Origin of the sequence: Streptomyces daqingensis (assembly GCF_014645895.1) — a bacterium.
Classification (GTDB): Bacteria; Actinomycetota; Actinomycetes; order Streptomycetales; family Streptomycetaceae; genus Streptomyces; species Streptomyces daqingensis.
Map to the genome: position 1 here is coordinate 70,420 of NZ_BMMP01000006.1, position 11,943 is coordinate 82,362.

Consider the following 11,943-nt stretch of genomic DNA (forward strand, 5'->3'; position numbering starts at 1 on the left):
CAAAGCTCACCGTACAGGCGCCCGGCTCATTTCGGTCATTCCCGAAGTCATTCCCGGGATCACTCCCCGAGCTTCGCGAGGATCGGCGGGGTCCGCTCGCCACCGACCGTCATCAGCGACAACACAGCGTGTCCGGGCGGCAGATCGTTCGCCAGCTCCGACGCGGACCACCGCTCCCGCTGCACCTTCCGCACGGTGACGGACTCGGCGGTGACGTGCCTGCCCGTGGCCAGCCTGCGAACGGCGTGCATGACCCGGGTGAAGGGCTCGTCCGAGACCAGCTGGCGGTTGGTGACGTCGCGGGTCTCGACCCACTCCTTGCCCCACACCTCGGCGAAGTGCTCCGCGTCCCACGGCGTGACGCCAGAGCAGACCATCCGGCAGCCGACCGCACCGAGCAGCGAGCCTCGCAGGGGCTGCGGTACGTCGTCCAGACCGCGCAGGGTGAGCAGCACCCCCGCCTCCACGGAGCGGAGGCGCTGGAGCCCGCGCAGGGACTGCGGGGTGACGGTCTGCGACGCGTCGTCGAGCACGAGCCCCGCGAAGAGGGACTGGTCCCTCCGTGCGGTCACGCACTCGACGAACTGCGCGAGGACGAGGCGCGCGAGAATGCGCGAGGCCTCCGCGTGGCCGTGTTCCGGGAGATCGATGCGGACGCGCAGGGGATGTTCCAGGGCACGCAGCGAGAGGGGCCGGGGAGAGGCCGTGCGCTTCTCCCCCGCGCCTTCCGGCTGGAAGAAGCCCGCGAACGCCGGACGGTCCAGCAGCGCGATGCGGTCGGCCAGCAGCGGGCGGGGGTCGTCCGGACGTCCCGACTGCCGCCTGTGGGCGTCGAGTTCACGGAGCTGGGCTGCCGCGCCCTCCTCTTCCAGCGCGGCGCGCAGCCCGTCCAGCGCGGAGGGGGAGCCGTCGAGCAGTTCACGGAGCTGCTGCACGTCCGGGAAGGAGCCGTGCGCGGCCTGGAACGGGCCGATGAGCTGAGCGAGCGTCGTGGCCGCCCGCCGGCTGTCACCACCGGGGAGCGTCGCAGCCAGGTCGCCGACGAGGGCCTCGGCGAGCATCCCGGCGGCTTCGTCGGGGTCGCTCGTCCCACCGTAGAGGTCGAGGTCGTGCACGGAGTCCCGGTCTCCCACGCGGACGACCGCGTCGAACGAGTCGTCGGGGGCCAGCCGTGCCCCGCGGGCCGTCACCGCCACGACGGCTGCCTGCCCCGCGAGTGCCTGCAGGCACAGCGACTCCGTCACCGGGCGCACGACCCGCTCCGTCTTGCCGGAGGCGGGCGGCCCCACGACGAGAGCCGACGTGCCGAGCAGCGAGGGTTCGAGAGCCACGCCCGCTCCGCGGTACGGGTGCGGGTTGCGCTCGCTGTCGGGTGCGGTGCCGATGCGCACCTGCCGGAGCCGCAGATCGTGACGGGCGGCTCGGTCCTGCGGCAGGCTCCGCTGACCGGACGGGTGGGCGCAAGCCGCGGCGCCGTGCGAGAGGACGGTGTCGACGAAGGCGCCGAGCCGCCCGGGCTGGGACCGCACCGACTCCCACGCGCGCCGGATGCGGGCATGGTCCACATCGCTCATGTGACCGCCCCGCACCTCCCCGGCGAGCCGTTCGGCGGCCTCCGCGGCGCCCGCGACGCGCAGTTCCGGCCATTCGACCGGGTCGTGCTCGGGGGCCGGCGCAGGCACGGGCCGGGCAACCTCGGGTGTCTCGCGAGCCTCCGCACGGGAAGCGGCGATGCGGATCACGCGCCCCCGCGCACGCCGGGCCACCTCGGGCCAGCGTCCGAGTCGACCGAAGACGACGGCGAGTCCGGCGATCACGAGCCCCAGGTACATGTGGGATGCGACGTCGAATGCGTCCCCCCCGACCCACTCGTCCGGGGTCAGCACGTACAGGGGCCACATCCAGTAGTTGCCGAGGTAGTTGTTGTACAGCAGCGACCAGATGAGCCAGCCGATGAGGAACGAGACGACGGCACCGCTGATCAGCTGGCGTGCGGGGATACGGTCGGGGTCGGGGGGCGGCAGCGGCTTGTACCCGAAACGCCAGATGCCCGGCTCCGCGTCGGGACGCGGAGTCCGGAGCCAGTCGGCCAGCGACGGCCCCGCCCCAGGAGCCGCCACGGTCTGGGATGCTGCGGACGGAGGCGCGGACCAGGTGCCGGCTTTCGGATCGGCGGGACCGGGGTGGGAAACCGGCGGCTGATGCCCTCCGCCTCTTCCCGGCGCCCGCTGCTGACGGGGCAGCGTCCCTGCCGGCGACCCCGCCGCCGACGCCTCGGTACCGGGATGTGCCGCTGCTTCCGGGTTGCCTTCCGGGTCGTACGTACCGTCCGAACTCTGCCTCCGGCGCGGAGACTCCATGTCCATGTGCCGCCTCTACCCTTGCCCGGCCCTTGCGTTGTCGCTCCCGGCGACCAATCTAGCCGCCGGCGAGGGGAGTTGGCTCAGGCCCGGAGCCGAAACCGCTGCGCGTACGGCGAACGCACCGCTCCCGCTGCGGAGGGACGCACGTGGCGTCGCGTCCCCCGCTCCTCCGCTGCGGCGGCCGGGACCTCCCCACCGGACGGGTCGGCCCCCCCCTCTGCCTATGTCCGTGGCGGCCAACACGAAACCGTGACTTCTCCGCACCGGTGCATGTCTCCCCCTTGTCCCTGCCTCTAGCCTGCGAGAGACGTGCAGGCCCCTTCGCCCCGAAAGAGAGCGCTATGACGGAAATGACCGGTGGCCCGGCCCTCCCCCAGGAGCGCCGCGTCGTCACGTCCGTTCCCGGTCCGAAGTCCCAGGAGCTGATGGCCCGCAAGCAGGCCTCCGTGGCCGACGGGATCGGGACCGTGATGCCCGTCTTCGCCAAGCGGGCGGGCGGCGGCGTACTGGAGGACGTGGACGGCAACTCCTTCATCGACTTCGGCTCCGGCATCGCCGTGACGGGCGTGGGCAACAGCGCCGAGGCCGTCGTGCGGCGCGCGACCGCGCAGCTGGAGGCCTTCACCCACACCTGCGTGATGGTGACGCCGTACGAGCCCTACGTCGAGGTCTGCGAGGAGCTCGCCAAGCTGACGCCCGGGGACCACGCGAAGAAGAGCGCGCTGTTCAACTCCGGCGCCGAGGCGGTGGAGAACGCCGTCAAGATCGCGCGCACGTACACCCGCCGGCAGGCGATCGTCGTCTTCGACCACGGCTACCACGGCCGCACGAACCTGACGATGGCGCTCACCTCGAAGAACATGCCGTACAAGCACGGCTTCGGCCCGTTCGCGCCCGAGGTCTACCGGGTTCCCGTCGCCTACCCCTACCGCTGGCTGACCGGTCCCGAGAACTGCGCCGAGGAGGCCGCGGCTCAGGCGATCGACCAGATCAGCAAGCAGGTCGGCGCTGACAACGTGGCGGCGATCCTGATCGAGCCGGTGCTGGGCGAGGGCGGCTTCATCGAGCCGGCGAAGGGCTTCCTGCCGCGCATCGCGCAGTTCGCGAAGGACAACGGGATCGTCTTCGTCGCGGACGAGATCCAGTCCGGCTTCTGCCGCACGGGCCAGTGGTTCGCCTGCGAGGACGAGAACATCGTCCCGGATTTGATCACCACCGCGAAGGGCATCGCCGGCGGTATGCCCCTCGCCGCCGTCACGGGCCGCGCGGAGATCATGGACGCCGCGCACTCCGGCGGCCTCGGCGGCACCTACGGCGGCAACCCCGTCGCCTGCGCCGCGGCCCTCGGCGCCATCGAGACGATGCGCGAGATGGACCTGGCCGCCCGCGCCAGGCGCGTCGAGGAGATCATGAAGCCGCGGCTGCAGAAGCTCGCCGGGCAGTACGACGTCATCGGGGACGTCAGGGGGCGCGGCGCGATGCTGGCCATCGAGCTCGTCAAGCCCGGCGGCAAGGAGCCCGACCCGCAGGTGACGGCCGCGCTCGCCAAGGCCTGCCATCAGGACGGGCTGCTCGTCCTCACCACGGGCACTTACGGGAACGTCATGCGTTTCCTGCCGCCTCTGGTGATCGACGAAGCCCTGCTCACGGAGGGCCTGGACGTGCTGGAGAACGCCCTGGCAGGCCTCTGACAGAGCCCGGGACCAGTGCGGACGGAGTGCGGAAAGCGTTCGGCGTGAAGAATCTGTGCGAGGCCGATGGCCGGAGCGTAATCCGGCTGTCCGGTCTTCGCGGCCTGCCGTACGGTTTCAGCATTCGCCGGGTGCTCCGGAACTCCACTTCGGATACCTGGCCCGAGCCCGTCTCTCCCCAAGACGAGCCCGGTCGTGCCCTGGCGCACGCTCCTCACCGATCGGGGGACCGCCCGCCCCACACCCCCCGGGGCCCGCGGAAAGCCGGTCGATACGACCGCTCCGGAACTCTCCCCCCTGTTCCGGGGCGGTCGGCTGTTCACCGCGCCGCTTCCCTTCTGTGCTGCGCCGTCTTCGCGCTCGTCACCTGGCAGGTCGCCGTAGGCGGACCGCTGCTGGCCCTGGACGCACGGCTCGGTGCCGCGCTGCGGCGCTCGTCCCCTCCCACCGCGGTGAGCGAACTCCTCGCGGATCTGGGCAATCCCGAGGTCGCGCTGCCCGTCCTCGCCGCCGCGTGCGCGTACGCGGCTGCCGCCGTGCGGGTGCGGCGCTGGCTGGCTCCTCTGTGCGTGTTCGGGGCGCTGGCCGGCGCGGCCGTGGCCGTCTCCCTCGTGAAGGTGTGGCTGGGCAGGCCGGGACCGCTGGGCGGCGTCAACTACTACCCGTCCGGCCATACCGCCACGGCGGCCGTCGCCTACGGAGGTGCCGCGCTGCTGCTGTGCCTGTCGGTGCGCAGGCTTCCCTACTGGCCTGCGCCCGCAGCCGCGGCGATGCTCACCGTCCTGTGCGGCGCCGGACTCGTCTGGCGCGGCTACCACTGGCCGCTCGACGTGCTGGCCAGCCTGTGCCTGAGCTGGGTGCTGCTGGCCGGGGCCGCGGCGGCCGTCCGCCGCGGACTGGGGCGTCGTGTGCGGGCATCCCCGCACCCGCGGCGGAGCGACCCGCCGCCCGGCATCCCGGACGCCGGTGGACCCGAACCGGCGACGGAGCGTCCCGGCAGCTGACCGCCTCCCGGTCAGGCGGCTTCCGCTCGCCTGCCGCACCTCTCAGCCGTCTCCCCGTGCCCTTCCGCCGACCCGTGCGGCCGCGTCCTGCATGGCGAGTTCCAGCACCACCGGGTCGTTGAGCGTCCCCGACCCGTCCGGCGGTATGAGCCAGCGCGCACCCCCGGACGCCCTGCCCGGACACGGAGCGACGATCCATGTGCCGCGGCCCGCGCACCGTACGCCCGTGTCCGCCCAGCGGGCGGCCGTCCCCGGCGGGACGAAGAAGCCGATCCGGGCGGAGCCGAAGTCGGCGAGCACCGGTCCGGGTCTCTCCGGCCAGCCGGTGAGCGCGTCCAGCGTCGGATATCCCAGGAGCCCGCCGACCATCAGCACGTCCCACATGCGTCCCGCCGGCAGCAGCACGACGCCCGGCGGGCTGCTCTCCCACTCCGCCCTGCACGCCTGAGGGTCGTCCGCCGCCGACGCCAGCCACTCGACGGCCCCCGCTTCCCCGGCAGTACCGGTCATGTCCGCCCCCTCCCCGTGCGCGCATGCCACGGAGGAGAGGCGGAACATGCCGGACTCGCTCACTTCTCCCGGATCGTGCCGAGTGCGGGCGTGGCCCGCGCCGCGCCACGGTGAGCGCGCCCGCGGGTCACGCGCGGCACGTTCCGGCCGGCAGTTCCCGCCGTTCCCGTGTGCATCCGTGCGTGGCCGAGCCTGCTTGTGCCCGAGGTGCACATCCGTACGGGAATGTGCGAGGGAGAGCCTGCCCTCCGGCCGGTGCGGTCAGTCCCCGTCGACCACACCGGCGAAGCGCAGGAGTTCGGCGGGGCCGAAGCGCCCGTAGCCGTCGGCGAGGGTGGGCCGCCAGTCGGGGTAGGCCGAGCGGTACGAGGTGGGGTCGGCGTCGAGCAGCCCGATGAGCACCTCGGCGACGATGCGGGTGCCGACGGGGCCCAGATGCAGCCCTTCTGCGCGTACTTCCGCCTCCTTGAGGATGTAGTACCAGAGATAGCTCGGGCCTTCGCTCTCCAGCTCCCGGTCTGTGAGCGGGGTTTCGCCGACCTTGCGTGCCACGTCCTGACCGGACGGGAGTCCGAGCGTCTCGCTGCGCAGGAGGTTCCGTACGACGAGGGAAGCCACCGGCCTCGCCAGCGCTCCCTTCTTCGCACCCGGCACGGCGCTGACCGGTAGGTCCAGCAGCTGGCTGTTGAGCACGCTGTCGATGCGCTTGGTGTCCTGGTGCAGACGCCGACCGCCGGCGGGGAAGAAGTACCTCCAGTCGACGGCGTGTTCGGGGCGCACCGGCCCGCCCCTCAGGTCGGTGCGCGGCTCCGTCCCCGCCTCGGGGTCGTCGGGGAAGATCTTGCCCGTGAAGTTCTCGTTGACGCGGTACGACGAACGCACTGTGGGATGCCCGAAGCGGAACGCCGCGGCAGCGAACTCCACCGGCATGAAGACGGACTGCTGCGGCTTGAAGAAGCGCGGCCCGTTCTTCTCCACGTCCTGTACCAGTTCCGGGTCGCCGACCCGCATGAGGAACTCGTGCACGACGAGCCACTGGTAGTGCCAGCGCACGAGCTGCTGTGCGCTGGTGAAGACGGTGTTGTAGTAGTTCTCTACGTCCAGCAGCTGGTCCAGCGGCACGCCGGGCTGTTCGTCCTGCGGCTCTTCCGGCGGCATCGAAGGGAGCCTGCGCCCCACCGCGTCGGTGATGCGCCCCGAGCGCAGCGCGTCGACGACGGCGTTGTGGAACTTGATGAGGACGAGGTGCAGTTGGGCGAGGATGAGGTTCTCGTCGTTGCGCGGATCCCCGATGAGGGCCACTCCGCCGTCCGTGCGGGCGAGGTCGACGCCGTCCGCCGAGTGGGCGAGCTTCGTGTCGTGGGACGTCGGGTCGTACAGGTGCTGGCTGACGACCGGGCCCGCGCCGTAGAGGTTGTCCATGTCGAGGCGGGGCGTCCGGGAATCGGTCACCGCCGCGGGGTCCGACCGCTGCCCCAGTTCCGACATGGCGTCGAGGGTGAGGTCGTGGTCGATGAACTGCCCGAGGTAGGTGAAGCCGGCGGGAAGGTTCGGGTTCTCCTGGTCCTCGGTGGTCTGGCCGCCGTCCATCTTCCCGCCGGGGAGGCCGAACTCCTTGGCCTGTTCGAGCCCGGTGGGGCGGCGGGGCGGCAGGTCCGGGAACATCCGCCCGAAGCTGCCGCTGGTCGAATTGGCTCCGCCGCTCAGGGCACGCGAAGACGAGCCGTGCAGTGCGGACATGTGAGTCCCCCTGGTTTCTCCCCCCGTGAGCAGTCCGGCCGGTCTCGGCGACGGACCGCTCCTGACAATCAGGAACCGTAACCAGGACGGGTACTGACAGGTAGGAAAATCCCAGAACTCTATGACGCATCCACTGCATCACCGCCATTCCGCAACAAACGGACGCGGCGGCACCGCACAGCGGCGACGTCCCTACATGCGCGAGGGGTTCAGCTGTCGAAGCCCATGCCCATGGAGTCCAGCGTCCGGAGCCACAGGTTGCGGCGGCCGCCACGGGCGTCCGCCCGCGCCAGCGACCACTGCGTCAGTGCGATGCCCGCCCATCGGAAGGGTTCCGGCGGGAACGGCACCGGCTTGCTGCGGACGAACTCCAGCTGCGTGCGCTCGGTCTGCTCCCCGCTGAGCAGGTCGAGCATCACCTCCGCACCGAACCGGGTCGCCCCGACGCCCAGCCCCGTGTACCCGGCCGCGTAACTGACGCGGCCGCCGTGTGCAGTGCCGAAGAACGGCGAGAAGCGCGAGCAGGTGTCGATGACGCCGCCCCACGCGTGGCTGAAACGCAGCCCTGCCAGCTGCGGGAAGGTGTCGAAGAAGTGTCCGGCCAGCTTGTGGAACGTCTCGGGACGCTGGTCGTACTCAGCGGCGATTCTGCTGCCGTAGTGGTACAGGACGTCGTAACCGCCCCACAGGATGCGGTCGTCGCCGGTGAGACGGAAGTAGTGGAAGTGGTTGGCGCTGTCGGCCAGTCCCTGCCGGTTCCGCCAGCCCAGTGAGTCGCGCTGCTCCGCGCTCAGCGGCTCCGTCATCAGGGCGTAGTCGTACACGGGGACGATGTACGGGCGGACCCGCCGCAGCAGCGACGGAAAGGCGTTCGTCCCGAGTGCGACGTGCCTGGCCCGCACCCGCCCGTAGGGGGTGCGCACGCCCACCGTGGAGTCGTCGGAGGCGAGTTGGCGGGCCGGGGTGTTCTCGTACACGCGCACGCCGGCCTCGACGCAGGCGTGTTTGAGGCCCCAGGCGAGCTTCGCCGGGTTGAGCAGCGCGACGCCGCGGCGGAACCACAGGCCCGCGAGGAAGGACGGCGAGTCGACCTCGGCGCGAACGGCGTCGCGGTCGAGGAAGGTCACGTTCTCCTCCCCCGCGGCGCAGCCGTCCGCGTCCAGCCCGAGGCGCTTCGCCTGTTCCGCGGCCTCGCGCAGCTCGGCGACCTGGTGCGGCTGGGTCGCCACGCCGATCTCGCCGGTGCGTTCGAAGTCGCAGTCGATGCCGTAGCGCTGCACGGCATGTTCGATCGCGTCGAGATTGCGCTGTCCGAGACGTTCGAGCGTGGTGAACTCCCCGGGCCAGCGCGCCAGTCCGTTCGCGAAGCCGTGCGTGAGGGAGGAGTCGCAGAACCCGCCGTTGCGTCCCGAGGCCGCCCAGCCGACCTCCTTGGCCTCGACGAGGACGACGTCCCGGCGCGGGTCGCGCTCCTTCGCGATCAGCGCCGTCCACAGGCCGCTGTAACCCCCGCCGACGACGAGCAGGTCGCACTCCTCGTCGCCTGTGAGCGCGGGCAGCGCCTCGGGCCGGTGCTCCGGGTCGTCCAGCCAGTACGGCACGGGACGGGTGCCGGCCAGGGCGTGTGCCGCCGCGCAGCGGACCGCGGGCGGGCCCGTGCCGGGTCCGTCGCCGCCGTGCCGCGCCGTCGTCATGACCGGCTCCTGCGCCGGCTCGCGGTGAACTGGCCGACGAGCACGACGGCCACCGCGATGAGGAACATGGCCGTGCCGATGACGTTCACCTGCACCGGGACGCCGCGCTGTGCGGCTCCCCACACGAACATCGGGAAGGTGACCGTGGACGGTCCGGCGTTGAACTGCGTGATGATGAAGTCGTCGAAGGACAGCGCGAAGCTCAGCATCGCCCCGGCCGCGATGCCCGGTGCGGCGAGCGGCAGCGTGACCCGCAGGAACGTCTGGAACGGGCCCGCGTACAGGTCGCGGGCGGCCTCCTCCAGCCGCGGGTCCATGCTCATCACGCGTGCCTTGACGGCGACCACGACGAAGCTCAGGCAGAACATGATGTGCGCGATCAGGATCGTCACGAAGCCGAAGTCGACGCGGGTGTTGAGGAAGAGCGTCCCGAGGGAAGCGCCCATCACGACCTCGGGCATCGCCATCGGCAGGAAGATCAGTGCGTTGCCGGTGCCCTTGCCGCGGAAGCGGTAGCGGGCGAGCGCGAAGGCGGCGAACGTGCCGAACGCCGTGGCGACCAGCGTGGACAGCACGGCGATCTGCAGGCTCAGTCCGAGGGAGCCGCACATGTCCGCCACGCCGCAGGGGTCCGTCCAGGCGCCGGTGGAGAACTCGCGCCACTCGTAGTTGAAGCGTCCTGCCGGCTTGTTGAAGGAGAACAGCATCACCACGACGTTCGGCAGCAGCAGGTACACGAGCGCGGCCAGTCCTGCCAGAACGACGGCGTTGCGGCGCAGCCACCGCACGGGCGCGGGCCCCTGGGTGCGGGCGTTCATCAGACCAGTTCCTCCGTTCCTGTCCTGCGCATGTAGAGGGTGACGACGACGAGGATGATCGCCATGAGGATGAACGACATGGCGGCCGCGGCCGGGTAGTCCAGCACGTTGAGGAACTGCTTCTGGATGGCGTTGCCGACCATCTGCGTGTTCGGCGACCCCAGCAGCTGCGCGTTGATGTAGTCGCCGGAGGCGGGGATGAACGTCAGCAGCGTCCCCGCCACGACACCCGGCATGGAGAGGGGGAAGGTCACCTTGCGGAAGACGGTCGCCGGTTCGGCGTACAGGTCGCGGGCGGCCTCGTGCAGCGAGAGGTCGATGCGCTCCAGGGAGCTGTAGAGCGGAAGGATCATGAACGGCAGGAAGTTGTACGTCAGTCCGCACACGACGGCCAGCGGTGTCGCCAGGAGACGGTCGTCCCCTGTGAGACCGAGCAGGGCGGTGACGTCCAGGACGTGCAGCGACTCCAGGACGCCGACCACCGGACCGCCGTCGGACAGGATCGTCTTCCAGGCGAGGGTGCGGATGAGGAAACTGGTGAAGAACGGCGCGATCACCATCACCAGCAGCAGGCTCCGCCAGCGGCCCGCGCGGAACGCGATCGTGTACGCCAGGGGGTAGCCGATGAGCAGGCAGAGCAGAGTGGCTATGGAGGCGTACAGGAACGAGCGCAGGAAGTGCGGGCCGTACGTGGCCAGCGCGTCGGCGTAGTTGGAGAAGGCCCACGTGACGCGGAAACCCTCCTCCAGGGAACCGCTCTGCACGGACGTCGACGCCTGGTAGAAGAACGGCGCGACGAAGAAGACGGCCAGCCACAGCCCTGCCGGCAGCAGCAGCCAGTAGGGCGTGAGGCGCTTCCGTGGGCGGGTTTCCGGGCCGCCCCCGGAGGAGCCGGTCTCCGGGGACGGCCGATCTGGGGGTGGAGCGGTACCGGCGGGGGCGGGAACGCTCGGTGCGGTCACAGCGCCTCCTCCGCCGTTCCGGCCTCCGCGTCCTGGGCCGCGTCCAGGGCGAAGGTGTGCGACGGCCGCCAGTGCAGGACGACCTCGGTACCGCGGGTGAGCCGCGTGTCGCGCTCGACGTTCGGCTCGTAGACGCTGAACTCGGAGCAGACGGGGCTGTCGACGACGTACTGCAGGGAGACGCCGAGGTATCCGGCGTCCCGGATGCGCCCTGTCAGGACGTTGCTGCCCTCGGGGATCGTCCCGCTGGCGTCGGAGTCCTCGGCGTCCGCGGCGTGGGTGAGGGAGATCTTCTCGGGGCGCACGCCGACGAGCACCTTGCCGCCGGCCCGCGGTTCCTCCACGGCGCAGCGCTCCACGGGCAGCCGGAGGACGGAGTCGGCGCCGACGGCTTTCAGCCGCAGCTCGGCGCCCTCGACGGCCAGGATCTCCGCCTCGATGAGGTTGGAGGTGCCGAGGAAGTTGGCGGCGAACGTCGAGCGGGGGTTCTCGTACAGCTCGTCGGGGGCGCCGAGTTGCACGACGCGTCCCCGGTTCATCACGGCCACGGTGTCGGCCATCGTCATGGCCTCCTCCTGGTCGTGCGTGACGTGCACGAAGGTGATGCCGACCTCCGTCTGGATGCGCTTGAGCTCCAGCTGCATCTGGCGGCGCAGTTTGAGGTCGAGGGCGCCGAGCGGTTCGTCCAGCAGCAGCACGCGGGGGCGGTTGATCAACGCGCGGGCGAGCGCGACCCGTTGCTGCTGTCCGCCGGAGAGCTGCCGGGGCTTCCGCTTGGCCAGCGGGCCCAGCTCGACGAGTTCCAGCGTCTCCTCGACCTGCTTGCGCACGGAGCTGATGCCGCGGCGGCGCAGTCCGAACGCGACGTTCTCGGCGACGTCGAGGTGCGGGAAGAGGGCGTAGTTCTGGAAGACCGTGTTCACGGGGCGCTTGTGCGGCGGGAGCCGGGTGATGTCGTCGTCGCCGAGCCGGATGGTGCCGTCCGTCGGCTCTTCCAGACCGGCGATCATGCGCAGCGTCGTGGTCTTGCCGCAGCCCGAGGCGCCGAGGAGGGCGAAGAAGGAGCCCTCGGGGATGGTGAGGTCCAGCGGGTGGACGGCGGTGAAGCCGCCGAAGACCTTGCTGACTCCGGAAAGCGTGATCGTCATGACCGATTCCTCG

Annotated in this window: 9 protein-coding genes; 2 read left to right on the plus strand and 7 right to left on the minus strand. The window is 71.1% G+C overall.

The window, feature by feature from the left end; genetic code table 11:
* Positions 1-59: 59 nt before the first annotated feature.
* Positions 60-2,366, minus strand: coding sequence for an ATP-binding protein (locus IEY56_RS10450; RefSeq protein ID WP_189036865.1), 2,307 nt, complete (start codon positions 2,364-2,366; stop codon positions 60-62).
* Positions 2,367-2,704: 338 nt separating this feature from the next.
* Between IEY56_RS10450 and gabT the strand changes: the two genes are divergently transcribed.
* Positions 2,705-4,054 carry a 4-aminobutyrate--2-oxoglutarate transaminase gene (gene gabT / locus IEY56_RS10455; RefSeq protein WP_189036866.1) on the plus strand — a complete coding sequence of 450 codons (1,350 nt, stop codon included), beginning with the start codon at positions 2,705-2,707 and terminating at the stop codon, positions 4,052-4,054.
* 452 nt (positions 4,055-4,506) lie between these two features.
* Positions 4,507-5,058 carry a phosphatase PAP2 family protein gene (locus tag IEY56_RS10460; RefSeq protein ID WP_189036867.1) on the plus strand — a complete coding sequence of 184 codons (552 nt, stop codon included), beginning with the start codon at positions 4,507-4,509 and terminating at the stop codon, positions 5,056-5,058.
* 42 nt (positions 5,059-5,100) lie between these two features.
* On the opposite strand, the gene IEY56_RS10465 is transcribed toward IEY56_RS10460, so the two are convergent.
* The 6 genes from IEY56_RS10465 to IEY56_RS10490 all read right to left on the minus strand — a co-directional run bounded on the left by IEY56_RS10465 (position 5,101) and on the right by IEY56_RS10490 (position 11,930).
* Entirely contained in the window at positions 5,101-5,568 is a 468-nt protein-coding gene (locus tag IEY56_RS10465) for a hypothetical protein (protein ID WP_189036868.1), read from the minus strand.
* A 261-nt stretch (positions 5,569-5,829) separates the two neighbouring features.
* The gene (locus IEY56_RS10470; protein WP_189036869.1) at positions 5,830-7,308 is read right to left on the minus strand and encodes a peroxidase family protein; all 1,479 of its coding nucleotides are present in this window, start codon (positions 7,306-7,308) and stop codon (positions 5,830-5,832) included.
* A gap of 209 nt (positions 7,309-7,517) precedes the next feature.
* A complete protein-coding gene (locus tag IEY56_RS10475; protein ID WP_189036870.1) occupies positions 7,518-9,002 on the minus strand; it encodes an NAD(P)/FAD-dependent oxidoreductase in 1,485 nt (494 codons plus the stop codon).
* Positions 8,999-9,820: an ABC transporter permease gene (locus IEY56_RS10480; RefSeq protein WP_189036871.1), complete on the minus strand. Its 822-nt coding sequence runs from the start codon at positions 9,818-9,820 to the stop codon at positions 8,999-9,001. The genes IEY56_RS10475 and IEY56_RS10480 overlap by 4 nt, the downstream gene beginning before the upstream one ends.
* Positions 9,820-10,782: an ABC transporter permease gene (locus IEY56_RS10485; protein ID WP_189036872.1), complete on the minus strand. Its 963-nt coding sequence runs from the start codon at positions 10,780-10,782 to the stop codon at positions 9,820-9,822. Before IEY56_RS10485 ends, IEY56_RS10480 begins: the two co-directional genes overlap by 1 nt.
* The gene (locus tag IEY56_RS10490) at positions 10,779-11,930 is read right to left on the minus strand and encodes an ABC transporter ATP-binding protein (RefSeq protein WP_189036873.1); all 1,152 of its coding nucleotides are present in this window, start codon (positions 11,928-11,930) and stop codon (positions 10,779-10,781) included. Before IEY56_RS10490 ends, IEY56_RS10485 begins: the two co-directional genes overlap by 4 nt.
* Between the last annotated feature and the right edge of the window lie 13 nt (positions 11,931-11,943).